This is a genomic window from Stenotrophomonas sp. PD6 (assembly GCF_049199305.1).
In the GTDB taxonomy this organism is placed as follows: Bacteria; Pseudomonadota; Gammaproteobacteria; order Xanthomonadales; family Xanthomonadaceae; genus Stenotrophomonas.
This window is the reverse complement of sequence record NZ_JBLZQD010000002.1, coordinates 383,128-409,716: the sequence shown is the minus strand read 5'-3', so window position 1 is coordinate 409,716 and position 26,589 is coordinate 383,128. Positions and strand designations below refer to the sequence as shown.

The 26,589-nt window shown below is 66.2% G+C and carries 23 protein-coding genes; 5 read left to right on the top strand and 18 right to left on the bottom strand.

Going from position 1 to position 26,589, the window contains the following annotated elements:
* Positions 1-72 precede the first annotated feature (72 nt).
* From lanKC to ACOZHM_RS04625, 4 genes are all read right to left on the bottom strand, one after another.
* Positions 73-2,799: a class III lanthionine synthetase LanKC gene (gene lanKC / locus ACOZHM_RS04640; protein ID WP_421567817.1), complete on the bottom strand. Its 2,727-nt coding sequence runs from the start codon at positions 2,797-2,799 to the stop codon at positions 73-75.
* Between the two features lie 246 nt (positions 2,800-3,045).
* Positions 3,046-3,162 carry a class III lanthipeptide gene (locus ACOZHM_RS04635; protein ID WP_421567815.1) on the bottom strand — a complete coding sequence of 39 codons (117 nt, stop codon included), beginning with the start codon at positions 3,160-3,162 and terminating at the stop codon, positions 3,046-3,048.
* An 825-nt stretch (positions 3,163-3,987) separates the two neighbouring features.
* Complete coding sequence (locus ACOZHM_RS04630) at positions 3,988-5,166, bottom strand: glutathionylspermidine synthase family protein (RefSeq protein WP_421567814.1); 1,179 nt, start codon at positions 5,164-5,166, stop codon at positions 3,988-3,990.
* Positions 5,167-5,170: 4 nt separating this feature from the next.
* Positions 5,171-5,734: a DUF1190 domain-containing protein gene (locus ACOZHM_RS04625; RefSeq protein ID WP_421567813.1), complete on the bottom strand. Its 564-nt coding sequence runs from the start codon at positions 5,732-5,734 to the stop codon at positions 5,171-5,173.
* A 194-nt stretch (positions 5,735-5,928) separates the two neighbouring features.
* On the opposite strand from ACOZHM_RS04625, the gene ilvD reads away from it, so the two are divergent.
* On the top strand, positions 5,929-7,761 hold the full coding sequence (gene ilvD / locus ACOZHM_RS04620) for a dihydroxy-acid dehydratase (RefSeq protein ID WP_421567812.1): 1,833 nt from the start codon (positions 5,929-5,931) through the stop codon (positions 7,759-7,761).
* An 82-nt stretch (positions 7,762-7,843) separates the two neighbouring features.
* Here the strand turns inward: ilvD and dinG are convergent, their stop codons facing one another.
* From dinG to aroE, 3 genes are all read right to left on the bottom strand, one after another.
* A complete protein-coding gene (gene dinG / locus ACOZHM_RS04615) occupies positions 7,844-9,946 on the bottom strand; it encodes an ATP-dependent DNA helicase DinG (protein WP_421567810.1) in 2,103 nt (700 codons plus the stop codon).
* A 105-nt stretch (positions 9,947-10,051) separates the two neighbouring features.
* Entirely contained in the window at positions 10,052-10,396 is a 345-nt protein-coding gene (locus ACOZHM_RS04610) for a hypothetical protein (protein ID WP_421567809.1), read from the bottom strand.
* A gap of 8 nt (positions 10,397-10,404) precedes the next feature.
* Positions 10,405-11,247 carry a shikimate dehydrogenase gene (gene aroE, locus ACOZHM_RS04605; protein WP_421567808.1) on the bottom strand — a complete coding sequence of 281 codons (843 nt, stop codon included), beginning with the start codon at positions 11,245-11,247 and terminating at the stop codon, positions 10,405-10,407.
* Positions 11,248-11,300: 53 nt separating this feature from the next.
* Between aroE and ACOZHM_RS04600 the strand changes: the two genes are divergently transcribed.
* Positions 11,301-12,167: a TolB family protein gene (locus ACOZHM_RS04600; RefSeq protein ID WP_421567807.1), complete on the top strand. Its 867-nt coding sequence runs from the start codon at positions 11,301-11,303 to the stop codon at positions 12,165-12,167.
* Between the two features lie 91 nt (positions 12,168-12,258).
* On the opposite strand, the gene ACOZHM_RS04595 is transcribed toward ACOZHM_RS04600, so the two are convergent.
* From ACOZHM_RS04595 to ACOZHM_RS04580, 4 genes are all read right to left on the bottom strand, one after another.
* Complete coding sequence (locus ACOZHM_RS04595; RefSeq protein WP_421567805.1) at positions 12,259-12,531, bottom strand: gas vesicle protein GvpG; 273 nt, start codon at positions 12,529-12,531, stop codon at positions 12,259-12,261.
* A gap of 31 nt (positions 12,532-12,562) precedes the next feature.
* Positions 12,563-13,552, bottom strand: a complete 990-nt coding sequence (hemB, locus tag ACOZHM_RS04590) for a porphobilinogen synthase (protein WP_421567804.1) — start codon at positions 13,550-13,552, stop codon at positions 12,563-12,565.
* 24 nt (positions 13,553-13,576) lie between these two features.
* Positions 13,577-14,494, bottom strand: a complete 918-nt coding sequence (locus ACOZHM_RS04585) for a bestrophin family protein (protein ID WP_421567803.1) — start codon at positions 14,492-14,494, stop codon at positions 13,577-13,579.
* A 66-nt stretch (positions 14,495-14,560) separates the two neighbouring features.
* Positions 14,561-14,809, bottom strand: a complete 249-nt coding sequence (locus ACOZHM_RS04580; protein ID WP_421567801.1) for a hypothetical protein — start codon at positions 14,807-14,809, stop codon at positions 14,561-14,563.
* Between the two features lie 202 nt (positions 14,810-15,011).
* Here ACOZHM_RS04580 and ACOZHM_RS04575 point away from each other — a divergent pair, with 202 nt between their 5' ends.
* Complete coding sequence (locus ACOZHM_RS04575) at positions 15,012-15,470, top strand: hypothetical protein (RefSeq protein ID WP_421567799.1); 459 nt, start codon at positions 15,012-15,014, stop codon at positions 15,468-15,470.
* Between the two features lie 78 nt (positions 15,471-15,548).
* Here the strand turns inward: ACOZHM_RS04575 and ACOZHM_RS04570 are convergent, their stop codons facing one another.
* The 4 genes from ACOZHM_RS04570 to ACOZHM_RS04555 all read right to left on the bottom strand — a co-directional run bounded on the left by ACOZHM_RS04570 (position 15,549) and on the right by ACOZHM_RS04555 (position 21,094).
* Positions 15,549-17,354: a DUF885 domain-containing protein gene (locus tag ACOZHM_RS04570; protein ID WP_421567798.1), complete on the bottom strand. Its 1,806-nt coding sequence runs from the start codon at positions 17,352-17,354 to the stop codon at positions 15,549-15,551.
* Positions 17,355-17,435: 81 nt separating this feature from the next.
* Complete coding sequence (locus ACOZHM_RS04565; RefSeq protein ID WP_421567797.1) at positions 17,436-17,954, bottom strand: cytochrome c oxidase assembly factor Coa1 family protein; 519 nt, start codon at positions 17,952-17,954, stop codon at positions 17,436-17,438.
* A 37-nt stretch (positions 17,955-17,991) separates the two neighbouring features.
* Positions 17,992-20,220 carry a DPP IV N-terminal domain-containing protein gene (locus ACOZHM_RS04560; protein ID WP_421567795.1) on the bottom strand — a complete coding sequence of 743 codons (2,229 nt, stop codon included), beginning with the start codon at positions 20,218-20,220 and terminating at the stop codon, positions 17,992-17,994.
* 184 nt (positions 20,221-20,404) lie between these two features.
* Positions 20,405-21,094 carry a glutathione S-transferase N-terminal domain-containing protein gene (locus ACOZHM_RS04555; protein WP_421567793.1) on the bottom strand — a complete coding sequence of 230 codons (690 nt, stop codon included), beginning with the start codon at positions 21,092-21,094 and terminating at the stop codon, positions 20,405-20,407.
* Positions 21,095-21,202: 108 nt separating this feature from the next.
* On the opposite strand from ACOZHM_RS04555, the gene ACOZHM_RS04550 reads away from it, so the two are divergent.
* Together ACOZHM_RS04550 and ACOZHM_RS04545 are read left to right on the top strand one after the other, a co-directional pair.
* On the top strand, positions 21,203-21,832 hold the full coding sequence (locus ACOZHM_RS04550; RefSeq protein WP_421567791.1) for a TIGR00645 family protein: 630 nt from the start codon (positions 21,203-21,205) through the stop codon (positions 21,830-21,832).
* Between the two features lie 183 nt (positions 21,833-22,015).
* Positions 22,016-23,029, top strand: a complete 1,014-nt coding sequence (locus ACOZHM_RS04545; RefSeq protein WP_421567790.1) for an energy transducer TonB — start codon at positions 22,016-22,018, stop codon at positions 23,027-23,029.
* Positions 23,030-23,083: 54 nt separating this feature from the next.
* Here the strand turns inward: ACOZHM_RS04545 and ACOZHM_RS04540 are convergent, their stop codons facing one another.
* Genes ACOZHM_RS04540 through ACOZHM_RS04530 form a run of 3 tightly spaced genes read right to left on the bottom strand, consistent with a single transcriptional unit; the run spans position 23,084 to position 26,519 of the window.
* Positions 23,084-24,268, bottom strand: coding sequence for an ABC transporter permease (locus ACOZHM_RS04540; protein ID WP_421567789.1), 1,185 nt, complete (start codon positions 24,266-24,268; stop codon positions 23,084-23,086).
* Entirely contained in the window at positions 24,265-25,011 is a 747-nt protein-coding gene (locus ACOZHM_RS04535; protein WP_421567787.1) for an ATP-binding cassette domain-containing protein, read from the bottom strand. Before ACOZHM_RS04535 ends, ACOZHM_RS04540 begins: the two co-directional genes overlap by 4 nt.
* On the bottom strand, positions 25,008-26,519 hold the full coding sequence (locus ACOZHM_RS04530) for an alpha/beta hydrolase (RefSeq protein ID WP_421567786.1): 1,512 nt from the start codon (positions 26,517-26,519) through the stop codon (positions 25,008-25,010). The genes ACOZHM_RS04535 and ACOZHM_RS04530 overlap by 4 nt, the downstream gene beginning before the upstream one ends.
* Positions 26,520-26,589 lie beyond the last annotated feature (70 nt).

The following is a 26,589-nucleotide window of genomic DNA, read 5'->3' as shown; positions in this document are numbered from 1 at the left end:
CAGCCGGTGCGGCCGTGCCCGGTCTCTCTCGCTGCGCCTTGGCTTGATGGGCTCACCTCGCTCCCCTGACCATCACGCGGGCTCTTCAAGGGGATGGAGTTGCAGCTGAGCTCGCGCCACCGCCTTCAGAGAGGATGCATCCAACACATCCAGACAGAAATCGTCGGGGTGCGGCGAACTGAGTCGATGCAGGGCTCGGATCGCCCCCGCCATACCCGTCGCGTAGTCACAGGAGATCCGGAACAGGTTCTCACCCGGGATAGCCGCCGCATCTCCGTCGTGGAAGACATAGAGATCGGTGAGACCCTCGTAGGGGCGCCTGGCCATATCCAAGTACTTTGCGTCACCTGAGTACACGTAGGCATCGACCAATGTGTCGATCAACCCGGCAAGACCGTACATGAGTCCCGGGAATCCAGAGTACTTGCGATGAAGATCCATCACCAGCGAGTCCACCGTGTCCCAAATGCCGTATCTGATGGCGACCTTGATGATGCCGGCAGTCCCCTGCTCCACGTACGGCTCGTAGGTGGTAACACCGGCTGGCGCTGCAGCGAACGTAGTGATGCCAGGTTCGAGCTCGTATCCATGCGACAGGTCGTACGCCAGGGCTGATTCTCCCAAGGCTCGCCATTCAGCGTCACCTGTGACCTGGGACAGGCGAAGGAAGAACAACGCCACTCCAGATTGTCCATAACCGAACCCTATCCGAATTGCACCATCGTCTTCCCAGTAGAGACCGTTCTCGCCGCGAACTGCAGATGACGCCAGCTCTGCACCGAGCGCCAAGGCCGTGTCCAAGTAGCGTTGACCACCCGACGCCACAAAGGCCGCCAGATTTGCCATGCCTATGCCGGCCGACCCGTAGTAGAACGAGATCTGCGCCGACCGGTGAGGGCTGCCGTTGGCCAAGTCAATGAAGCTGAGGCCGATGGCATTCTGTCCCAGCGCCAGGTGTGCCCATCCAATTCCCGCCAACCCCGTGAGCACGCCGGGAGCGGTGTTCTTCTCCTGCAATCGCGAGATATCCGCAAAGTGCCGCTCTAGCGCCTCAGCGGCAACGTCAGAACCTGCGCGAGTCAACGCATAGATCACACCGGATGAGCCAAACCCCAAACTCCCCGCATTGGTCGACAACGCAAACGGATCACAGGGGAAGAGAGTGCATTTTGAATCCAGTCGATAGTTCCGCTGTACGAACCGCGAGAGCCGCGCGACCAGCGCCTCCACGGGTTCGGATGGCTTCTGGCGCGACCTATACGGCTCTTCTACCGTAGCGGTCTGATGGAGTCGTTCCTCTGCCTGACCCAGATCTACCTTTCCATTTGCAAGATCACGAATCAGCTCCAAGATCGGTGTCTTCTCCCACCCTATGTCCCGAATGACATCGGGCAGAACGTTCTCAAAGAGATCGTCCCGAACGTAGGCCATCGCCACAATCGGAAACATGGCGTACATCATGATCGCGGCAATGGCGTAAATATCGTCCTCAAAGCTACTGACTTTCGCCCTGCTTTTTATCTTGCTCCTGAAGCCAGCCGTATGAATGTCGTCAGCCTCTCCCAACGACGGCTGGAATGCGGCTTCCATATCAATCAGCCGCACCTCCAAGGTGTTCCTCTCAACAAGGATGTTGGGCGGCGACAGATCGCCAATCACCAATCCGGCCTGGTGTGCCAGATGTACGGCTCTGAATATATTGGTGAATATGGTCCTGTACATCGCATAGAAATTCTCACTGTCCGCAACGGTTGGACGCACCGTCATCAACGGGGAGAACTGCAGCATGATCTGCCGCATGTCGTGGGCATCGAAGTGTTCCTCGACCAGATAGAAATTTTCCCAATCCCAGAACGAGTCAAGAACCGCAGGGGCTACACCCAGCGGACTCAGGATGTTCAGGCTTTCCATCTCGCGCTTCAGGCGGGTGGTGGCGTCTCCGCCATTCTCATAGAGTTCCACATGAGGCCTAGCTTCCTTGATGACGACTTTTCGTCCGGTGACGGCGTCCCTGGATAGGTACACACCGCCAGTGTTCGAGAACCCGAGAGCACTCTCGATCGAGTAGCGGCCATTGTTCAAGGCCATCTCTACCGTGTCTTCCTCCTCACCGGGGAATGGATCCTGTGCCCACTCGGGAGTCTCGAAGTATGGAGTTCGGCGGTCAGGGACGTGATCGCCGGACGGCGAAACCAACATCGGAATCATTCTTCCCATGAAATCCAGGCGGGTGACTTGGATGATGCCGCCGTACCGGTAGTAGATGCAGCGACTATCTTTGTAGCGCTTGTCGGACAGTATGTATGATCCGATGTTCGATCCAACTGTCTGGTACAACAGCTCGATGACCGCTATGAACTCGTCTTCCGTGTGCGGATAGACCGTGATGAACTTGCCGGATCCGCCTCGGGGCCAACGTTTGGAGGTCATCATCCTCATGGTGCGACAGTCGTTAGCGAACTTGAACTGCACATCTCGCTGAAGGAGCATCCCAGAAACTATCTTGAGGATATCTCTACAGTTCTCCTCAATTGCCGACAGGTGGATTTTCCAGCCCTGGACAGGAAGCGGGGACGCCGCCGAATCTCCTATCGGCATTACATGAGACCAAACTCCGCTCCGCAAAATCCCCCAGTTTTGGCCGTGCGCTAGGAGCAGCGGAGTCACAATGGAGGAAAACTCCTCACTCGGCTTGTAGTGATCGTAGTTCGGCTCGTAGAAGCGCTCGTCGACGCCTATATAGTTGATTTTGTCGACATGCCGAAGCTCTCGCAGAGTGGGTTTTCCAGTTGAAATCACGTACCTTCCTTATGCGTATACGGCCCGCGATCGCTCTTCAGGCAAATCGCAGCCGTTAGTGAAACGGACAGATTCCTAACCCAGCGGTCCTTTGCGTACTAGTCGCGCTACTTCCTACTCATGCACAGGGCCGCGGCATGAAGTGTTTTCCGCTTGTTTTGGTGCGATATCGACGCGGCTTGCACGCAAGAAGTGCCGCCGTGACACCTAGGAAGTCAACAGCGACACGTCATTTATCACGGTCTTTTACATTTCTTGCTCTTGGCTGCCGCAGCAGCTGTGCGCCGAGCTGCCAGAGCTGTTGCCCAGCAGGCTGATGGCGTTATCGAGGGCCAGTCGCTGCAAATTCAGTACTCGGTTCATATTAACTATCCTTGGTTGACTACGAAGTTTCGATCAGCGTCGGCCACGGGCCGGGCTGTCGGCGGAGCACTGCGCACTGACTGATCAGCCGCGCAGATGGGTGGAAGAGGCAATCAAGCATGGTTAACGCGTGCAAAACTTGACTGCATTTTCGATTCCTTGTCGATACGTAATTCTTCATATGCGCATCTCATGGATCGTCGTGGCCAACGCATACTGATGGATGGGCGTAGAGTGATCTCGATGTTGCATCGAGGCTGGCGCTTCGTCTAATCGACTTTTATGATCAAGCGCCTGCAGTATCATTTTCTCGACTTATCGTGCAAAGAGATTGTTTCTTCTACCCACCTAGAATTGACGCCAACAACCTCAATCCACGCCTTGCTGCCGATCCAAGCGCTGACATTCGGCTTCAAACTGCAGTTGCAAGTGCCCACTCAGACTAAAGCCGGACGTAGCAGACGTTTTCGACTGGCATGAAGAATCGAGCCGCTTTTGCAGTGCTTTGGTACCAGGTTGAGTCTCTGCATCTGTGCACTACTCGGAGCTGCGTCGTGACGCGCATGACGAGTCCTGCATCCATCGAGAGATAGTGTTGGATATGACTGCCAATGCGCTTCGAGGCGCACTTTTTGAGCGCCACCTCGCCGTTAAGCGCGACGGGTTGCTTCAAACAAGTAGCCACCAAAGGTATACCCGTCGCTGGCCAGCCCCTTCGGTTCGTCGACGAGCGACCTTACGAAGGGAGTTCGCCATTCCTTGCGACACCGACTGGAACCTTTGATGCGGCAGATCACGATCCTTGGTCGTGACGCCGGTAGCGAGTCAGACGTAAATGCGCGTTGGCGCTTCGTCGATGATCGCGTGCGGCACGAAGCGGGCGCTGTCGCGGGTGATGCGGCTGTTGTCTTCGCGGATGCCCATGCCGCAGGCATGGTCGCCCACCACCCAGCTGCCGATCAGCGGGTAACCGCCGTCGAACGCCGTGAGCGGATGCGCGGCCTGGCGGATCGCCGGGCCGGTGTACGGGCCTTCGCTTTCCTGCCAGCTGCCATCGGCCAGATGCATGGCCACGTTGGCGCCTTCGCGCGAGAACAGCGGCTTGCGCACCCAGCCGGCCGGCAGCGCGCTGCCGTCGTCGAACTCGGCCGCCAGCAGGTTGGGATGGCCGCGGTGGCGCTGCCACAGCAGCGGCAGCACGCCCTTGTTGCTGAGGATGGCCTTCCAGGCCGGTTCCAGCAGCTGCACGCCCGAGCCGGGCAGCGCCTGGCCGAACGATTCGGTCATCAGGTCTTCCAGCGGGTACAGCTTGAACAGGCTGCCAATCACGGTGTCGTCGAGCGCGGTGAAGCGGCCGTCCTCGGACAGCCCGATGTCCTCGATGGCGATCGCCTCGCCACGCAGCCCGGCCTGGGCGGCGCAATCGCGCAGGTACGCTACCGTGCCCTGGTCTTCTTCGGAACTGCCCACCGCACTGAAGTACAGCGGCGGCGGCAACTGCGCCGACAGCTGCGCGAAGCGCTCCACCAGTGCTTCGTGGATGGCGTTGAACTGGTCGGCATGCGCCGGCAGGCGGTTCTGGTTGCGCTGGTCTTCCAGCCATTGCCACTGGAAGAACGACGCCTCGAACAGCGAGGTCGGCGTGTCGTAATTGAGCTCGTAGAGCTTGGCCGGGCCGGTGCCGTCATAGGCGAAGTCCAGCCGGCCGTACAGGTGCGGCTCGCGCCGGCGCCAGCTATCGGCGATCCAGTCGCGGAAGGCCGCAGGAATCGCCAGCTGGTCCATCAGCTGTTCGCTGCCCACCACCTCGTCGACCAGCTCCATGGCCATCGCATGCAGCTCGGCGCTGGGATCTTCGATGTCCTGCTCGATCTGGCGCAGGGTGAAGGCGTAATACGCGGTTTCATCCCAGTACGGCAAGCCGTCGATGGTGTGGAAGCGGAAACCGGACTCGGCAGCCCGAGCGCGCCACTGGCTGCGCTCGGCAATACGGACACGCTTCATTGCATCAACCGCCGTAGCTGCTGCGGCTGCTGCTGGAGTTGCCGAAGCCGCCACGGCTGGCGGTCACCGCGCGGTTCGGGGTGCTGGTGACCGGGGCCAGGCCGGCCTTGCCCGCGCCGATGCCGCTGGCGGTGTTCAGGCCGCCGCTGCCACCCGGTGCCGGGCGTGCCCAGCCCTTGGCCTTGTCCTGATAGGCCGGCGATGCGGCCGGGGCCTGCGCCAGCCCGGCGCCACGGTTGCTGAGCATCTGCGACATGAAGAAGCCCATCATCATCGGGCCGATGAACGAATGGCCGGTCGAGGTCTTCTGCTCCACGCACTGCTCGGCGTTGTATTCGGCTTCGCATTCGGCACGCGAGGCGTACTTCGGCGCCGCGTCGGCGGACTGCTTCTGCGCTTCGGCAAACGCCGTGCGGCAGCTGGACGGGTCGCCGGTGGCTTCCGTACAGGCCTGCACCGAGGTGTACAGCCCTTCCTGCACCTGTACCGCCTCGTTCTTCTGGCAGGCGGTGAACAGCAGCGGCGCAGCGCTCATGAGCAGCAGTGCGGTGGTCCTGGAACGTTTCATGGCGGCATGCCCCCTGTGTACGGTTATCCCCTCAATCATGCCTGATCGCCGCCAACAACCAAAACCGGCACAGTGGAAAAGATGAACGGCGTTTCAGGATGCGTCGTCTGGATCGTTGCAAACGCAACCGGAATTTTTCGGCAGAATCGAGTGGCAACGCGCCCCCCACCGCCCGCCAGATCCTGCCAGCCCCCATGCCTGAATACCGCTCCCGCACCTCCACCGCCGGCCGCAACATGGCCGGCGCCCGCGCCCTGTGGCGCGCCACGGGCATGACCGATGCGGACTTCCACAAGCCGATCATCGCCATCGCCAACTCGTTCACCCAGTTCGTGCCCGGCCATGTGCACCTGAAGGACCTTGGCCAGCTGGTGGCGCGCGAGATCGAGCAGGTCGGCGGCGTGGCCAAGGAGTTCAACACCATCGCCGTGGACGACGGGATAGCGATGGGCCACGACGGCATGCTGTATTCACTGCCGAGCCGGGAAATCATCGCCGACTCGGTGGAGTACATGGTCAACGCCCACTGCGCCGACGCGCTGGTGTGCATCTCCAACTGCGACAAGATCACCCCCGGCATGCTGATGGCGGCGCTGCGCCTGAACATCCCGGTGGTGTTCGTGTCCGGCGGGCCGATGGAGGCCGGCAAGACCCGCCTGTCCGAGCACAAGCTCGACCTGGTGGATGCGATGGTGATCGCCGCCGACGAGAACGCCAGCGACGAGAAGGTCGCCGAGTACGAGCGCAGTGCCTGCCCCACCTGCGGCTCGTGCTCGGGCATGTTCACCGCCAACTCGATGAACTGCCTGACCGAGGCGCTGGGCCTGTCGCTGCCCGGCAACGGCTCGACCCTGGCTACACACGCCGACCGCGAGCAGCTGTTCCGCCGCGCCGGCCGCCTGATCGTGGAACTGTGCCACCGCTGGTATGGCGGCGAAGATGCCACGGCGCTGCCGCGCGGCATCGCCACGCATGCGGCGTTCGAGAATGCGATGACGCTGGATATCGCCATGGGCGGTTCCACCAACACCATCCTGCATCTGCTGGCCGCGGCGCAGGAAGCGGAGGTGGACTTCGACCTGCATGCCATCGATGCGCTGTCGCGGCGCGTGCCGCAGCTGTGCAAGGTGGCGCCGAACACGCCGAAGTACCACATGGAGGACGTGCACCGTGCCGGTGGCGTGTTCGCCATCCTGGGTTCGCTGGCGCGCGGTGGCCTGCTGCATACCGACGTGCCGACCGTGCACAGCCGCACGCTGGCCGACGCGATTGCGCGCTGGGATGTGACGGTGACGGGCGATGCGGGCGTGCATGCATTCTTCAGCGCCGGCCCCGCCGGCATTCCCACCCAGGTGGCCTTCAGCCAGTCCACGCGCTGGCCGACGCTGGACCTGGACCGCGCCGAGGGCTGTATCCGCGATGTCACCCATGCGTATTCGGCCGAAGGCGGGCTGGCGGTGCTGCGTGGCAACCTCGCCGAGGATGGCTGCGTGGTGAAGACCGCGGGCGTGGATGAGTCCATCCATGTGTTCGAGGGCAACGCGAAGGTATTTGAAAGCCAGGACGCCGCCGTGCAGGGCATCCTCGCCGACCAGGTGGTGGCCGGCGACGTGGTGGTGATCCGCTACGAAGGACCGCGCGGTGGGCCGGGCATGCAGGAGATGCTGTACCCGACCAGTTACCTGAAGTCCAAGGGGCTGGGCAAGCAATGCGCGCTGCTGACCGACGGGCGCTTTTCCGGCGGTACGTCGGGGTTGTCGATCGGCCACGCCTCGCCGGAAGCGGCGGCGGGCGGCACCATCGGGCTGGTGCGCGATGGCGACCGCATTCGCATCGACATTCCGGCGCGGCGCATCGACCTGCTGCTGGATGAGGCCACGCTGGCAGCGCGACGTGCCGAGCAGGATGCGCTGGGGTGGAAGCCGCGCGAAGTGCGTCCGCGCAAGGTTACCGGCGCGTTGAAAGCCTATGCGTTGCTGGCGACCAGTGCGGACAAGGGTGCGGTGCGGGATCTGAGCAAGCTGTGATTCCGCGCAGCCACGCAGGGCGTGGCTCTACGGCAATGATCATCGCGTAGAGCCACGCCCTGCGTGGCTGCGAGGGGATCGATCACCCAATAACCCGCTTGAACGGCGGCAGCGCGTCGATGATGCGCTTGCCGTAACGGCGGCTGATCAGGCGCGAGTCGAGAATGATGACCCGGCCGGTGTCGGTGGACGTACGGATCAGGCGGCCGGCAAACTGGGTCAGCGTGCGCAGCGCATGCGGAACGGCAATCAGGTTGAAGGCATTCAGGCCGCGGCTCTCGAACCACTCGCTGAGCGTGGAGGTCTGCGGGTCGGTCGGCACCGCGAACGGCACCTGGGTGATGACCACCGTGGTGCAGGCCTCGCCGGGCAGGTCCAGGCCCTCGCCGAACGAATTCAGGCCGAACAGGACCGAGCCCTCGCCCGCCGAGGTACGGCGCAGGTGTTCGTCGATCATCTTCTGCTTGGCCGTCTCGCCCTGCACCAGCACCTGCTTGCGCTGCACGGCCGGCATCAGTTCGGCCACCTTCTCCATCTTCCAGCGCGAGGTGAACAGCACGATGCTGCCCTTGCCCCAGTCCAGTTCCTTGACCAGGTACTTGGCGACTTCCTTCGGGTGACGGTCGCGGTCATCCGGGGTCACCGGGAAGTTCGGCACGATCAGCTCGGCCTGGTTGGGCAGGTCGAACGGTGAGGCCAGCGAGACCATCTCGGCCTCGGCGGGAATGCCGTTGTCGATGGCCAGCGCCTGGAAGTCGCCGCCGCCGGTGAGCGTGGCCGAGGTCATCACCACCGAATCCACTTCGTCCCAGAGAAGCTTGCGCAGCACGTTGGCCGCCGACACCGGCGAGCCGTGCAGGATCAGGTCGCCATCGCGCGACAGGGTGACCCAGCGCGCGAACGGCGGCTGGCCGTCCTTGTCTTCGCGGCGCCATGCCGTCCACAGGCTGTGCTGCTGCTCGATCATCTCCAGTGCCATGCCCAGCGTGCGCTGCAGGCGCTCGCGCGCGGCGTCTTCCGGCTTGCCCTTGGCCACCTGCGACTGGGCGGCGTGGGCCCAGTTGAACAGCGCGCGGGTGTCGTCGGCGAGCGCCTCGATGTCGGCCATCCAGATGTCCGGCAGGCGCCCGTTGGGGGCGCGCCACATCGGCTCCTGTGCGGTCGGATCGGGCTGCCAGCTGCGGTCGATCACATCGCGGAACGCGCGCAGCTGCTTGCTGACCCGCGCCGCCACGTCGATGGCTTCGTTGGGCAACAGGTTGCCGAGTTTATCCTTGTCCACCGCACGGTACGCGGCGGCGATCAGGATCTGCAGGCGGCCGGTGCGCTTGGCCATCTCGTCCAACGCCAGGCTGGCCGCGCCCTGGTCGATGGCCACATTGCCGATGTGGTGGCCTTCGTCGAGCACCAGCAGCATGTCCGACGGCGGCGCGATCAGCGGCTGCCCGCTATCGCTCTCGCCGATGGACAGCGCCGACAGCAGCAGCGCGTGGTTGGTCACCACGATCTGCGCATCGCGCACGTTGTTGCGCGCACGCAGCACCGCGCATTGCGCCGAATACGCGCACTTGCGGCCCGCGCAGCCCGAGGCCGGGGTGGTGATGCGCGAACGCAGCGAGGCGCTGATGGTATCCGGTGCGTTGTCCAGGTCGCCGTTCCAGCGCCCTTCGACGAAGTCCTTGCTCAGCTTCTGGGCCAGATCCATCTCGATCGGCGCCAGCGGCCGGTCGAACAGCGGCTGCTCATCCTCGAACATGCCTTCCTGCGCGCCATCGCCATGCGCCTCGGCGGCATTACGCGTGCACAGGTAGCGGGTGCGGCCCTTGGCCAGCGCCACGGTCGCCTCAATGCCGGTGGCCTTGAGGAAGTTGGGAATGTCGCGTTCGACCAGCTGCGACTGCAGCGCCACGGTGCCGGTGCTGATCACCAGCTTCTTCTTGGTGGCCAGGGCGATCGGCACGCCGGCGGTGAGATACCCCAGCGACTTGCCCACGCCGGTGGGGGCCTCGACCACACCCACCCCGCCGCTCTGCGACAGCGCACGCGAGACCACGCCAATCATCTGGCTCTGCGAACGCCGCGTGCTGAAGCCGGGGGTATTGGCCTGCAGCTTGGCGTAGGCATCGCGGATGACGGCCTTGAGCTCGTCGTTCAGCGCGCGCGGGGCTTCAACTTTTTCGGTCACGCCGGGGAGGTCCTGCCTGGATCAGGCGGGTATTTTCTCATGCTCCGGGGCCGCGGCCGGCGCGGATTTCCGCGCCGGTTCAGATCCGTGACCGGGGTCGCCCGATCAACCGGCCGGGAGGGCGCGGTTGCGCAGCGCGCGGGTCATGGCCCATACCAGCAGCACCATGCCCAGCGCGTCCACCAGGCCCAGCACGAAGTGCCCACCGCGCAGCCACCACGACAGCATCTCCACGTTGCCGTAGTTGCCGGTCTGGACCAGGTAGGCCGGCACGAAGTTCAACACCAGCCCGGCCAGGGTGGCCACCACCAGCAGGCCGATGGCCCACAGGGCGACGCTGCGGATCGCGCCGCGCGGGGTGTCCACCACCCACACCACCGAGATGGCCAGGGCGATCAGCACCGGCAGGCGCAGCGCGACCATGCCCAGCAGGCTCAGCAACAGATCCATGCTGGCGTTCACTCCTCACCCGCCATGGCATTGCGGGCGCGCAGTTCGGCGTACACCGGGTCGGTCTCCGGGCGGACTTCGTGCCACTGCTGGAAGCTGGTGGCGGCCTGCTCCACCAGCATGCCCAGGCCATCGACCATGTTGCGGCACTGCGCCGAGCGCGCCCAGGCCAGGAAGGCGATGGCCGCCTCGCCATAGTTCAGGTCCACGGCGGTGGTCATGCTGTTGACCAGTGACAGCGGCAATTCGAACTCCACGCTGCGGTCGCGGCCGGCCGAGGTGGCGTTGACGATGAGTTCGAAGTCGCCCAGCTCGTGCATGGTTTCCCAGTAACGGGTCAGCACGCGGCCGGGTTCGCCGATGGCGTCGCTGAGTTCATCGGCACGCTCGGGGGTGCGGTTGACCACCACCAGCTCGCGGATGCCGGCATCGAGCAAGGCCGGGGCGACGCTGCGCGCCGAGCCGCCGGCACCCAGCAGCAGCACACGGCGGCCGCGCAGGTCCAGGCTGTGGCGGTCGGTCAGGTCGCGCACCAGGCCCACGCCGTCGGTGGTGTCGCCGTGCCAGTAGTCGCCCTTGCGCAGCAGCGTGTTGACCGAGCCGGCCAGCTTGGCGCGCGAGGTGTAGGTCTTGCACAGCCCGAACGCGATTTCCTTGAGCGGCGCGGTGACGTTGGCGCCTACCCCACCCTCGGCGGCGAACGCCTCCAGCGCGGCCGGGAACGCGTCCGGTGCTGCTTCAATGGCGCGGTAATCCAGCGCGATGCCTTCCTGGCGGGCGAAGGCGGCATGGATGTGCGGCGACTGCGAGTGGGCGATGGGCTGGCCGAATACGGCGTAACGAGCGGTCATGGTGTCTTAAACTCCGGGCCTGGATTGGAACGCAAACCCCAATGGAAGCGACTATGCGCACTCCCTTGTCACTGCTCGCGCTGAGCCTGAGTTTACTCTCCGCACCGGAGGCGATGGCACTTTCCGAGTTCGGCATCGAGGGCATGGGGGTGGTCTCGACCAAGGCCAACGAGGCCCAGGCCACGATCGCCCCGGACGGAAAGCGCATCGTCTGGGCCTCGGACCGCAGCGGTGGCGCCGGCGGCTGGGACCTGTGGCAGGCGGTACTGCGCGACGGGCGCTGGCAGGACCCCACGCCACTTCCCTTCAGTACCGCCGGCGATGACGTCGACCCGTTCTTCAGCCACGACGGTGCGTGGCTGTACTTCGCCTCCAACCACGCCGGCGGGCGCGGCGGGTTCGATCTGTACGGGGTGATGATCCGCGCCGACGGCAGCTTCGGGACCGTGCTGGCGATGCCGGTCACGGTCAACACCGCGGCCGACGAGCGCCGCCCGGCCGTGCGCCCGGGAGACCGCACACTGCTGTTCGCGCGCAACGGCAAGGGCACCCGGGGCGGCTACGACCTGTTTACCGCGACCGCGCAGGGGCGTGGCTTCAACACCGCGACGCCGCTGCCGCCGCCGCTCAACAGCGCCGCCGACGAGCTGGGCGGCGACTGGCTGGGCAACGAGGGGGCGTTGGCGCTTACCCGCGTGGTCGATGGGCATTCGCAGGTGTGGGTGGTGGGCTGCGATTACAGCAAGGCGGCGGTGCCGTTGGCGCTGTCGTTCAACACGCCCGACGGGCAGACCGGGGCGCCGGTGGTGGATGCGTCCAAGCCCAGTGAGATGGTGGTGGCGGGGCAGGCGCGGTCGCCCCGGGCCGGTGGGTTGGATCTTTATCGGTTGCGTGCGCCAGAGGCGCCCGGGTGCCGGTGATCGCGCAGCCACGCAGGGCGTGGCTCTACCGCGGCGACCCACCGGCGTAGAGCCACGCCCTGCGTGGCTGCACCGTGCGGCAATCGGTAGATCAATACGCGCGCAACAGCGCGGCGCGCTGCTGTTCGTACTCGGGTTCGCTGATCTCGCCGTTGTCCTTGCGCTGGTTCAGCGCGGCCAGTTCGGCCTGTACCTTCGGCGGCAGGTTGGCCTCGCGGGCCAGGCGGGCGGCCGCCGACGGCTGCTCCGGTGCGCGCCGTGCGGCACGCACCACGCCGCGGATGACCAGGCCGATCACCACCGCAAAGGCCAGCACACCGGTGCCCCAGGTCAGCCACTGCACCCATCCCATCGTCTGCATCATCGTCTTCCTGTTCGCGTGTTGGCGCGTATTGTCAGCGCTCGCGCAGCCAGCGCGCCACCTGCGGCGCGAAATAGGTCAGCACGCCGTCGGCACCGGCACGCTTGAAACCGATCAGCGACTCCAGCACGCAGGCGCGTTCGTCCAGCCAGCCGTTGGCGAAGGCAGCCTTCATCATCGCGTACTCGCCGCTGACCTGATACGCGAAGGTCGGCACGCCGAACTGCTGCTTCACCCGGCGCACCAGGTCCAGGTAAGGCATGCCCGGCTTGACCATCACCATGTCGGCGCCCTCTTCCAGGTCCAGCGCGATCTCGCGCAGGGCCTCGTCGCCGTTGGCCGGGTCCATCTGGTAGGTCTTCTTGTCGGCCTTGCCGAGGCTGGCCGAACTGCCCACCGCATCGCGGAACGGACCATAGAACGCCGAGGCGTACTTGGCCGAGTAGGCCATGATGCGCACGTTGACGTGGTTGTCCGCGTCCAGCGCGCGGCGGATCGCGCCGATGCGGCCGTCCATCATGTCCGACGGCGAGATGATGTCGACACCTGCCTCGGCATGCGACAGCGACTGCTTGACCAGCGCGGCCACGGTGATGTCGTTGAGCACGTAACCGGTGTCGTCGATGATCCCGTCCTGGCCGTGGGTGGTGTACGGATCCAGCGCCACGTCGGTCATCACCCCCAGCTCGGGGAAGCGCGACTTCAGCGCGCGGATGGCGCGCTGGGCCAGGCCGTTCTCGTCCCAGGCGGCCGCCGCGTCCAGCGACTTGCCGGACGGGTCAATGACCGGGAACAGGTCGATCACCGGGATGCCCAGCTCCAACGCTTCTTCGGCGACCTTGAGCAGTTCGTCGATCGACAGGCGCTCCACGCCCGGCATCGAGGCCACCGGCACGCGACCGGCCAGTTCATGCACGAACACCGGGTAGATCAGGTCGTCGGTGGTCAGCGTGTTTTCGCGCATCAGCCGCCGCGAGAACTCGTCATGGCGCATGCGGCGGGGGCGGTAGTCGGGGTGTGCCATGGCGGGGCTCCGGGCGGTATTCGGTTACTGCAGCAGGTAGCGCTGCGGTTGCAGGGGGGCCGGCAGCGGGCGAACGCCGAGGCTGTCGAGCAGGTCGATTTCGATGGTGCGCACCATCGCATCCAGCGGCAGGTCGTTGGGCTCCAGCCCGAACGGCTCTTCCATTTCTTCGCCCAGCTGGTCCAGGCCGAAGAAGGCATACGCCAGCACCGCCGAGACCACCGGGGTGGCCCAGCCCAGCGAGCTGGCCAGGCCGAACGGCAGCAGCACGCAGAACATCCACGCGCAGCGGTGCAGCAGCAGGGTGTAGGCGAACGGCAGCGGGGTGAGCAGGATGCGCTCGCAGCCGGCCTGGATGCTGGACAGCGCGTGCAGGCGGGTCTCGAACTGGGCATACAGGATCGAGTCGATCTCACCGGCACGCAGCGCGGCGGCGGTTTCCAGCGCGATCATCGCCAGCAGCTGGTCCGGCACGTTCTGGCGTTGCGCATAGCGCTCGTGGTCGGCCTCGGCCACCCAGGGCAGGCCGGCCAGCGCGGCGTCCTGCCCGCGCAGGCGGGCGGCCAGCGCGTGTGCGAAGGCGATGGCCAGGCGGCAGATGCGGTCGGCCCGCGCCGGTTGTCCGGTCAGCAGCGTGCTGCACAGGCGCGCCAGGCTGCGCGATTCATAGATGAGCTGGCCCCACAGCTTGCGCCCTTCCCACCAGCGGTCGAAGCAGGCGTTGTTGCGGAAGCTCAGGAAAATGGACAGCACCAGGCCCAGCAGGGTGAATGGCGCGACCGAAACCCGCTCGATGCCCGGTGGGTGGGCCAGCTCGGCGAAGGCAGCCACGGCCACCGCCAGCACGAAGATGGCGGCCACCTTCGGTGCGATGGCCGGCACGATGGAGCCGCGCAGGATGTACAGCAGCTGCCAGCCGTGTGGACGAGGGCGAATGATCATGGGGGGCTCATTCTACGCCCTTGCCTGCGGCCGCTTCGCCGGTGCGACCCATCGTCGCACCCCGATTTACAGGATGCCGCCGCCCAGGGAGAGACGCACGATCCCGACCACCACCACCACGGCGTTGAGCAGCAGGCCGGTCCATGCCCTGCCCCGCTTGCTGGGATGGGTGAACAGGATGCCGAGCGCGCCGATCACCGCGCCCACGGCGGCGAAGGGAATCAGGAACCAGTTGCCCCAGCCAAGCAGCGGGATGAGCGCCAGGACCATCCACAGCAACGCCACCACGCCCCACAACAGACTGATCAGCCCCATGCCCCTGTTCCTTGCCGGATAAATGCTGGCCGCAGGGTAGCGACAGGCGCGCCAGCAACGCGTGATGGCGGCGGCAAGACCGGGGTGGCAGCAAGCTCACCCCGCCGGTGCTACCTTCATTGCAGGGGGTTGGCACCGATTCAGCGGCCAGCCCGGATGATCCAGGCGCAGGCCGACCAGGCCGATCAACAGGGGTGAACCCATGAACGTTCGAATCCTTCCGCTGCTCGGTGCGCTGCTGGTCGTGACCGGCTGCGCCAGCACCTCACGCGTGATGCTGGGCCAGACCCGCGCGCCCACCGATCCGGCGCTGGTGCAGATCTATTCCACCCCGCCGCCGGGCTCGATCGAAATCGCGCAGCTGGAATCGTCCAGCGCGGTAGGCTTCGGCACCCAGGGCCAGACCGATGCGGCCGTGGCGCGGTTGAAGAAGGAAGCCGCCGCACTCGGCGCCAACGGCGTGATCCTGATGGGCGTGGAGTCCAGCAGTTCAGGCGGCGGCGTGTCGGTGGGTGGCGGCAGCTACGGCTCGCACAGCGGCGGCGGTGTAGGCATCGGCATTCCGACCACGCAGAAGCGCGCGGCCGGCGTGGCGATCTGGGTGCCGAATCCACCGCCGGCGAATCGTCTGCCGGTGCAGACGATTACGCCGACGCGGTGAAAGCGGGTCACGACCAACGGCCGTAATCCGATACCGTTGGTAGGCCACGACCGTTGTTCGTGGCCCACGCGGAACGGATTACTTCGCCTTGTACCGGGGAATGAACACCTCGTTGACCGCCTTGGCCAGCTGGTCCGGCGGCAGCAGGCCCTGGTCGAGCAGGAAGTTGTTGAACGCCAGGCGGTCGAACTTGTCGCCCAGCGCCAGCTCGGTCTGCATGCGCAGTTCCAGGATCCGGGTGTAACCGTAGAAGTAGCTGCCCGCCTGGCCCGGCATGCGCACCATGTAACGGTCCAGTTCCTGGGTGGCCATCGCCTTGGACAGGCCCACTTCGTCGATCAGCACGCGTTCGGCCGTGACCCGGTCGATCAGGCCCAGGTTGAGCATCGGGTCAAGCATGGCGCGTGCCGCGCGCAGCAGGCGGAACTGCAGCGCGATCAGCTGCCCGTCCAGCGGCTCATACGGCACCATTTCGGCTTCGGCATACAGCGCCCAGCCTTCCACGTTGACCGAGTTGAACGCGAACATCGTGCGTGCCAGCGACACCCCGCGCTCCACCATCGCGGTGAACTGCAGCTCGTGGCCCGGGCGGCCTTCGTGCGCGCTCAGTGTCCACGCGGCCGAACCAAAGTTGAAGTCGTCGTACTGCGCGGCCTTGTCGCCGGCGGCCGGGTTGCCCAGCGGCAGCACGAAGGTGCCCTGCTGGCCGGTGTTGCCCACCAGCGGCGCCGGCAGGAAGTGCGGCGCCGGCGAGGCGGCGCTTTCGGCGGCCGAACCCAGGCGCATCTGCATCGGGCGCTGCGGCACGTCCACGATCTTCTGCGCGCGGATGATCGGGTCGATGGCATCGATCACGCCACGGTAGTGGTGCTCAAGCTGGTCGTCGGCGATCTTGTCGCCCTTCAGCGCGCGGATCACCGCCACCGGGTCGGTCGGGTCGGCCACCTTCAGGCCCTTGGCCTGCACCACCAGCGGCGCCAGCTGGCGCATCGCCGAACGGGTTTCCATGAATTCCAGCTGCGCACGCTGCATCAGCAGCTTCGGGTCGATATCGATGCCCACGCCCTTGAGCTGGAACGCATACAGCGGCTCGGGCAGGCGCGCATCGGCACGTGCCTTGGGCAGGACCTCGGCCTTGGTCCAGTCGCGGTACTCGCGCAGCTGGGTGGCAATGGTCTTCAGGGCCTCGTCGGCGCCGGCGATCTTGTACTTCTCGAACAGCTTTTCGATGCCGGTGATGTAGGTGTCGACGTTCTCGAGCGACTGCTCGACCTCGATCTTCGTCGGCTGCAGCAGGCTCTTGTCGGCCAGGCGCTCTTCATAGCGCTGGCGCGACAGCGTGGTGATGGCGGTCGTACCCGGGGCCAGGCCGGCATAGGCCTTCAGGCGGTCCAGCGCCTTGGCGCGGCGCTCGGCCGGCACCTGGTCGGACAACAACAGGTTGATGCCGCTGAACACCGTCTGCGGGGTATCACTCCACGGCAGCAGGTACTTTTCGTTGAGTTCGCTGCCTTCGATGCTCTGGCTGGCTGCGGCAATCATGATCGCCAGGTCCTGGCGCACGTTCGGGTCGCGTTCGGTGGCCAGCTTGGCCTGCAGTTCGCTGCGTGCCTTGGCCACGGCAGCGCGGTAACGCTTGCCGTTGTCCGGCCCGAAATCGGCAACCTTGTCGTCGTAGCCGGGCACACCGAAGAAGCCGGTTTCTTCCGGCTGGAACGGGCCCTGCGCATCCAGCAGGATCTGCGCCAGTTCGTTGCTGCGGGTCACCCAGGCCGCACCGGCCGGGGCCTTGGTTGCGGCAGGGGCTGCAGCGAAGGCCGGCGGCGCACTGAGCGCGGCGGGAACGGAAAGGACCAACGCGACGGCTAGGGCAAGCGGCTTCATGCAGAACTCCTGTGAGCGGATGCCTGCGACCCTACGCACTCAAGGCGGCAGCGGCAATCGGCCGGAGGTCATGGCCGCCCCTCAGCTGCCCCAGCGACCGCCGGGGAGCGGGCAGTGGCCCTGTTCGCGGCACTCACGCAGGGCACAGACCGTGGCCGCCTCGGCATCGTCCAGGGCGGTCAGGTCGATCGCCTCGTCGTTGCCGGTGATCGCATACAGCAGCGGATAGTCCCATTGGCCGCGCTCGCGGTGGGCCTCCAGGAACAGCTGCGCCTCGCCGCGTGGCCCGGTCAGCGACACCACGAACTCGCTTGAACCGCCGCCGCCGGCGGTGCGTTCCTGGCTGCCGCTGGGCAGGTACCCGTCCCGGATCGGCTCGCCCAGCACCGCCACCAGTTCGATGCTGCAGCGCGCGCGGCGCATCGCCTCCTGGTAGGGCTCGCTGGCGCGGCTCCAGCGCGACCACTGCGCCAGCACGAACCAGACCAGCGCAACGGCCAGCAGCAGCAGCGCCAGCACGCCCAGCGGCATCGCCCAGCGCCAATGGCGGGACCACCAGCCGGCGCGCGTGGCGCCGGCAAGCGGGGGTGGCAGGGTCATCGGTGTCCTCCTTGGCAGCCCGATCGGATCCGTTTGATTATGGCGTCAGGCAACGCGCCAGGAAGTTCTCGGCCAGGCGGTAGCGGTGCAGCGCGTTGCTGCCCGACAGACCGTGCTTGGCGCCGGGGTAGGTCATCAATTCGAACGGTTGCCCGCGCTTCTGCAGCGCGCTCATCAGCGACGTGGAGTTGGTGAACAGCACGTTGTCGTCGGCCATGCCGTGGATCAGCAGCAGCCGCGAGCGCAGGCCGTCGATGTGGGCCAGCACGCGCGCTTCCTCATACCCCTTGGCGTTGCGCGCCGGCAGATTCATGTAGCGCTCGGTGTAGTGGCTGTCGTACAGGCCCCAGTCGGTCACCGGCGCGCCGGCGACACCGCAGGCGTACTGGTCCGACGCCTTGGCCAGCAGCATCAGGGTCATGTAACCGCCGTTGGACCAGCCCTGCACGCCGATGCGCGCCGGGTCCACCCACGGCTGCTGCTTGAGCCATTCCACGCCCTTGAGCTGGTCGGCCACTTCCACCGTGCCCTGCACGCCGTACAGCGCACCGCCAAAGTCGCGACCGCGGCGCGGGGTGCCGCGGTTGTCCAGCGAGAACACCACGTAGCCCTGCTGGGCCAGGTACTGGTTGAACAGGTGATCGCCACGGCCGGGCCAGCTGTCGGTGACGGTCTGGCTGGCCGGGCCGCCGTACACGTACACCACCACCGGGTAGCGCTTGGAGGGGTCGAAGCCGGCGGGCTTGATCAGGCTGTAGTTCAGCGGGGTGCGGCCATCGGCGGCGGTCAGCGTGCCGAACACCACCGGCAGCTGCGCGTCCAGGTAGCGCGCATAGGGGTGCGCCGGATCGGCCAGGTTGTTCTCCACCAGCGTGGCGATCTTCTCGCCGTTGGCGCGGAACAGCGCGATCTGCGGCGGCGTAGTCGTGTTGGACCAGCTGTCCACGTAGACGCTGGCATTGCCGGCGAAGCTGGCGGTATGCATGCCCGGCGCCTGCGACAGGCGCTGCAGCGGCCCGCCCTGCAGGGGCACGGCGTAGATCTGGCTTTCGCGGGCCGACTCGACGCCGGCACGGAAGAAGACCTTGCCCGCCTCCTCATCCACGGCCAGCAGTTCGTCCACCGGCCAGTTGCCGCTGGTCAGCGCCATGACCGCCCGGCCGTCTTCGGACACGCGGTACAGGTGCTGGAAACCGCTGCGTTCGGACGACCACAGGAAGCCGCCCTGCTTCAGGAAATGCAGGCTGTTGTGCAGCGGCACCCAGGTGGGCGAGGTTTCGGTGATCAGGGTGCGCTGCCTGCCGCTGGCCAGGTCGGCCTCGATCAGGTCCAGGGTCCGCTGGTCGCGCGACTGCCGCTGGAAGGTCAGCCGCTGCGGGTCGCGCCAGTTGACGCGGGCCAGGTAGATGTCCGCATTGCTGCCCAGGTCGACCCAGCGCGGGGCGGCATCGGCGCGCGGCGCGATCACGCCCAGCTTGACGGTGACATTGTGGTCGCCGGCGGCCGGGTAGCGCTGTTCGATCATCTCGGTGCGGTCGGCATACATTTCGTAGCGCTTCTGCACCGGCACCGGCGATTCATCGATGCGCGCGAATGCAATCGCCGAATCGTCCGGCGCCCACCAGTAACCGGTGTGGCGATCCATTTCCTCGTCGGCGACGAATTCGGCCACGCCGTTGCCGATAGTGGCACTGCCGTCGCGGGTGAGCTGGATCTGCCTGCCGCTGGCCAGGTCGATCACCCACAGGTTGCGGTCGCGCACGAAGCTGACGAAACCGCCCTTGGGCGAGAGCTTGGCGTCGGTGGTGAAGCCTTCACCGTGGGTGAGCTGGCGCACCGCCGCCTTGCCCTGCTTGCCCAGGTCGTACAGGTACAGCTCGCCGCCCAGCGGGAACAGCAGCGTGCGCGCATCGGGCGACCACTGGTAATCGACGATGCCGGTCATGGCGGCAATGCGCTGGCGTTCGCGACGCGCCTTTTCGGCATCGCTCAGCGTCTCGTTGCCCGGCAGCACCACCTTGGAATCGACCAGCAGCCGGGTCTGCCCGCTGGCGATGTCGTACGCCCACAGGTCCAGCTGGTTGCGGTCGGACTCCTTGCCACGCAGGAAGCTGACCCGCGAGCCGTCCGGGGCCACCTTGGGCTTCATTAGGGTCGGCCCGGACAGCGGCAGCGGGCCGGTGATGGCATCCAGGGTGAGCTTTTCGGCGTGGGCGATGGTGGTCGTGGCGAGCATGAGGGCGAGCGAGGCGACAAGGTGGCGCATGGCGAATTCCGGCGGCGTCAGGGCATTCCCGCTCCGGTTGGGGCTGGCGCGGTGGGCCACATCCTAACCGGTAGAGCCGACTGTTGGTCGGCTGCTTTCCCGGGATGCCGTCTAGAGCAGCCGACTAACAGGCGGCTCTACAGGCGGCGTTGCCGCGGTGAAACCGGCGGCAATGCCGCCCGTTTCACCGCTGGCCGAACAGGTGCTTGCGTTCCTCATCGCTCAACGGCTTGCCCGCATCCGGGTTCACCTGGTGCTTCAGCGCGTAGGCGCGCTGGGTGGCCGGGCGGGCGGCGATGGCGTCGTGCCAGCGCTTCAGGTTGGGGAACGCGGCGAAATCGGCCGGCAGCTTGTCGTACGCGCCAATCCACGGGTAACTGGCCATGTCGGCGATGCTGTACTCCTCACCGGCCAGGTAGGCGCTGCTGGCCAGGCGCTTGTCCATCACCCCGTGCAGGCGGCGCACTTCGTTGCCGTATCGCTCGATCGCATAGGGAATCTGCTCGGGCGCATACACATTGAAGTGGCCCATCTGGCCGCTCATCGGCCCTAGCCCGGCCATCTGCCAGAACAGCCACTCCAGCACCGCCACCCGGCCGCGGCTGTCGGCCGGCAGGAAACGGCCGGTCTTCTCGGCCAGGTACAGCAGGATCGCGCCGGACTCGAACACGCTCTGCGGCGCGCCGCCGTCGGTGGGCTGGTGGTCGACCAGCGCCGGCATCTTGTTGTTGGGGGAAATGGCCAGGAATTCGGGCTTGAACTGGTCGCCGCTGCCGATGTTCACGGGTTTGATCGTGTACGGCAGGCCCAGCTCTTCCAGCAACAGGGTGACTTTGTGGCCGTTCGGGGTCGGCCAGTAATACAGATCGAACATGTCGGAGGCCCAGCGGTTCAGGAATCCAGAGTCTAGTGCGTCAGTCGGGTTGGCAGCGTCATGCAGGCCCGGTAACCTGCGGCGTCCCCCGCAACGCAGCATCCCAGCATGAGCTCGACTGAAAAGCCCATCAGCCCCCTGTCGTCCCTGATCTTCGCCTCGCGCTGGCTGCAGCTGCCGCTGTACCTGGGCCTGATCCTGGCGCAGTGCGTGTACGTGTTCCTGTTCGGCAAGGAGCTGTGGCACCTGCTGCACAAGGCCAACAGCATGGGCGAGCAGGAAATCATGCTGCTGGTGCTGGGCCTGATCGACGTGGTGATGATCTCCAACCTGCTGGTCATGGTGATCGTGGGTGGCTACGAAACCTTCGTCTCGCGCCTGCGCCTGGAGAACCACCCCGACCAGCCCGAGTGGCTGAGCCACGTAAACGCCAGCGTGCTGAAGGTGAAGCTGGCGCTGTCGATCATCGGCATCTCCTCCATCCACCTGCTCAAGACCTTCATCGGCGCGGGCAACCTGGACGGCCTGCCGATGTGCAAGACCGAGGCCTACTATGCTGCCGCGGCCGATGCCCTGGCCAAGTACGGTCCGGACGCGCAGCTTGCCTGCGCCACCATGACCTCCAACGGTGTGATGTGGCAGACCATCATCCACGCCGCATTCATCCTGTCGGCCATCGGCATCGCCTACACGGACAAGCTGATGGCCCACACGCCGAGCAAGGCGCTGGCGCACTGAGCCCATCCGGGCGGCCTGCTGCGCAACGCCGCCCTGCCCTTCCTGCCGCCCTGCAAAGCGGGGCGCGGGGATGCTAGATTGAGCACCTGCAACACAGCCTGGGCGCCGGGAAACGTCCATGGCCTCTGGTTGGCCTGACCGCATCAGGCCTTACGTATCGTCGTTCTTCAAAGGGGGAGTTGGATGTCGCACGTCAACACGAAAGCCAAGGTGCGCCTGCTGGCACCGCTGACCCTGGTGGTGGCCCTGGCCGCCTGCTCGGGCAAGGACGAACCGGCGCCTGCCGCGCCGACGGCACCGGCCACGCCGGCTGCCACACCCGCCGCCACGCCGGCACCCGCGGTGTCGGCCAAGGTCCAGTCGATGGGCACCGAGGAACTCCGCGACCTGGCCAGCAAGGCCCTGCGCGAGAACCGCATGTACGCCCCGGCTGGCGACAACGCCATCGAGTATTACCTCGCCCTGCGCGACAAGACGCCGGACGACGCCTCAGTGAAGAGCGCGCTGACCGACCTGCTGCCCTACACCCTCATCGCCGCCGAGCAGAGCCTGGGCCGCGAGGACTTCGCCGAAGGCCAGCGCCTGGTGGCGTTGATCGAGAAGGTGGACGCCACGGCACCGGCCCTGCCGCGCCTGAAGACCGGCATCACCAACGGCATGCAGACCGCCCTCAAGCGCACCCAGGAAGAGACCGACAAGGTCAAGAAGGACGCCGAGAACAAGACCAAGCAGCTGGCCGACCAGCAGCGCCAGCAGCAGGCGAGCGAGGCCGAGGCGGCCAAGCAGATCGCCGCGCAGCAGGACGCCGCCCGCCGTGAAAGCGAACGCCAGGACGGCGAACGCCAGGCCGCCGCCCGCCGTGAGGCCGAACAGCGCCAGCAGGCCGCCGCCGCCGCCCAGGCCGCCGCTGCCCGCCAGCCGGCAGCCGCACCCGCCGCTGCCGCCGCCCTGCGCGCGATCAGCACACCGGCGCCGCGCTACCCGGCCGACGCCCTGCGCGCCGGCACCTCGGGCGAAGTGCTGGTGGAAATCACCGTGGGCACCGACGGTTCGGTCACCAGCTCGCGCGTGCTGCGCGCGACCCCGGCCCGCGTCTTCGACCGCGAGGCGCTCAACGCGGTCAAGCGCTGGAAGTTCGAGCCGGTCAGCGCCCCGGTCACCACCCGCCGCACGTTGTCGTTCGCACCGGGCGGTTGATCCTGGTAGGTACCGAAAAAAAAACCCCGGAGCGATCCGGGGTTTTTTTATGCCTCAACCTGAAATCGCCAACCGCTCCTGGTGGTAACGGCGCACTGCCGCGAACCACAACAGGGCTGCCAGGCCGAACCCCGCCGCCAGGTACACCGCCCACATCGCCGCGCTGATCGGCTCGTGGCGGATGATCTTCAGCAGCATCTGGTTCTGCGCCAGGAACGGCACCGCCAGCTGCCACAGCTCACTCTTCACCGGGTACACCATCAGCGCGTAGCCGGGCAGCATCGGCAGCAGCATCAGCCAGGTCATGTGGCTCTGTGCTTCCTTCATGCTCTTGGCCGCTGCCGAGAGGAAGGTGAGCAGCGAGGTCCCGATGAACAGGATCGGCATCATCACGAACAGCATCTGCAGCATCGACAGCAGGCCCATGTTGAGCTGCCGTGCCGCCGCGCCGGTGGACAGCTGCGCGCTGAGCTTGAATGCCGTCAGGGTGAGCAGCAGTGACACCACGCCGACCACGCAGGCCGCTGCGATCTTGCCGCTGACGATGGCGCTGCGCTTGGCCGGGGTGGCCAGCAACGGCTCCAGCGACTGCCGCTCACGCTCGCCGGCGGTGGTGTCCATCACCAGGTAGGCACCGCCCAGGAACGAGGTGATGGTGAGCAGGATCGGCAGCAGCAACGAGAGCATCACGCCGCGTTTGGCCTCGGCCGTGGCCAGGTCCTGCGTGGCCACATCCAGCGGGCGCGCCACCTGCGCGTCGATACCGCGGGCGAGCAGCCGCAGCGAGCCCACCTGCTGGCTGTAGCCGGTGAGTGCCGCCTTCAGGCGCGCGGTGGGGATGTCGGCATCGCGACGGGTGCTGTCCTGCACGATCTCCACCAGCGCGGGTCGGCCCTCGGCCCAGTCGGTGCCGAATTCCGGACTGATGCGCAGCGCAATGTCGATCTTCTGGTCACGGATGGCGGCGGTCAGGTCCTTCGGCGGGTCCACCGCGTTGAGCCCCTGCGAGGCCAGGAAGCGCACCAGGTTGGGGGCATTTTCACGGCCGATGGTGGGAATCTCCAGCGGCTTGTCGATCTGGGTCTTGACCCGGCTTTCAGCCAGCTTGCCCATGCCCAGGATCAGGATCGGGTACAGCAGTGGCCCCAGCAGCAGGGTGAGCGCCAGCGTACGGCGGTCACGCGAGAGATCGCGCAGTTCCTTGCGCATGACAGTCAACAACGTGGCAATCGCGCTCATGCGTGCAGTCCTTCTTCATTGCCGATGACCTTCACGAAGGCATCTTCCAGGTTCGCTTCGCCGGTCAGCGCGCGCAGTTCGTCAGCGGTACCCGCCGCCATCACCGTGCCCTTGGCGATGACGACGATGCTGTCGCACAGTGCAGCCACCTCCTGCATGATGTGGCTGGAGAAGATCACGCAGCGCCCTTCATCGCGCAGCTGGCGCAGGAAGCCACGGAGCGCGCGGGTGGTCATAACGTCCAGGCCGTTGGTCGGCTCATCCAGGATGACGTTGCGCGGGTCGTGCACCAATGCGCGCGCGATGGCGGTCTTGGTGCGCTGGCCCTGCGAGAAGCCGTCGGTCTGGCGGTCCAGGATGTCTTCCATGTCCAGCGCCTTGGACAGCACCTTGGTGCGCTCGCGGATCTGCGCGCCGCTCATGCCGTGCAGTTCGCCGAAGTAGGCGATGTTCTCGCGTGCGGTCAGCCGCTTGTACACACCGCGCGCGTCGGGCAGCACGCCCAGCCGGCGGCGCACGTCCACCGCGTGGGTAGCCGCGTCCAGGCCGTCCACCATGACCCGGCCCTGGTCGGGCGTCATCAGGGTGTAGAGCATGCGCATGGTGGTGGTCTTGCCGGCGCCATTGGGGCCCAGCAGGCCGGTGATGCGGCCGTCCTCGGCCTGGAAGCCGACGTTCTCCACCGCCTTGATCAGGCCGGTCTTGGTCTTGAAGGCTTTGTGCAGGTTCTCGGCGACGATCATGGTTCCCATCCGTTGAACGAGGTGAAGGCCGGCACCGGGGTCAGCGTATCCAGGCAGGTGGCGTCGAGCGATGTGGCGTTGGCCGTATCCATGAACTGGCCCAGCAGGCGCGGCATGCAGCCGGCGCCGATGGTGCCGTGGCCCTGGCCCTTGGCGATCAGGTGGCGCCCGTTGGGCAGGTGCTTGAGCACCTGTTCGGCATAGCGCGGCGGGGTGACCGGGTCGAACTCACCGGACAGCAGCAGTACCGGCAACGGTGCGCTCAGCGGTGCGGTGAAGTCCTTCGGGCGCGTGCCCACATTCCACACCGGGCACGCAGCGAAGAACATGCGGGCCACGTCCGGGCCCAGCAGGCGGTCGCCGGCCGGGGCCTCCTGGAAGCGGTCGTAGTCCTCGGCGCAGATCACCGACCACTGCATGCCACGGTTCATCTGCCCGCCCATCGAGCGGCTGACCAGGCTGTTGAGCGACATCAGCGGCGCGTAGCGGCCCTGCGCCGCTTCATCCAGCATCACCGGCAGCAGCGAAGACAGTTCCGGCATGTACGAGAACATGAAGGCCAGGCCGGTCACCGTATCGGCACTGATCGTGTCACGGCGGACCTGCGCGGTACCGGGGTCGCGATATTCCACGTCGACCGGTGCCTTGGCCAGCGATGCCATCACATTGCGCAGCTGGGTACGGGTATCGACCGGGAAGCGCTTGGCGCACGCCGGATCCTTGCGGCACTGGGCGGACTGCAGTTCGATCGCCGCTTCGAAGGTATTGGCGAAGTCGCCGCCCACCACGATGTCGTTCGGGGCTACGCCGTCGATCACTACCGCACGGGTGTGCTGCGGGAAGCGTGCGGCGTACTGCTGGGCCACGCGGGTGCCGTAGGAGGCGCCGACGAGGTTGATCTTCTCCACCCCGAGCGCCGCACGCACGGCGTCCAGGTCGCCGATGGCCTGCGTGGTGGTGTAGAAACGCGTATCGGCACGGTCCACCAGCGTGGCCGCGCAGCGCTGGGCGTACTCGGCAATCACCGCCGGCGTGGGCGCGGCCTTCTCGTCGAAGGCCAGTTCCTTGCCGTCCGCGCCCAGGCAGCTGAGCGGGTTGGACTTCCCGGTACCGCGCTGGTCCACCAGGATGATGTCGCGCTTCTTGCGCACTTCGCGCAGCGCCTGGTTGACGATGGCCGCCACCTCGGTGGCCGACTGGCCCGGGCCGCCGGCCAGGAAGAACACCGGGTCCTGCTTGCCCTCGCCCAGGTTCTCGGTATCGAGCAGCGCGATGTTGAGGCCGATCTTCCGCCCATTCGGTGCGGCAGGGTTCTCCGGCACCTGCAGCGTGGTGCACTCGGCCTCCACGTTGCTGCTGGCCTGGCTGCTGGTGAGGGTGCAGGGCTTGAACGTCAGTGTTCCGTACTGGCGCTCGGCGGTCTCCGGGGGTGCATCCGGAGTGGCCTGGCAGGCGGCCAGCAGCAGCAACGCTGCGCTGGCTGCCAGGGGACGGCGGGAAAGTCGCATTTCGATCACGTCCTTGGTTGAAGGGCTTCAGCATGCCATGACGAGCGGGCGAGCTGGATGTGACCGAAGG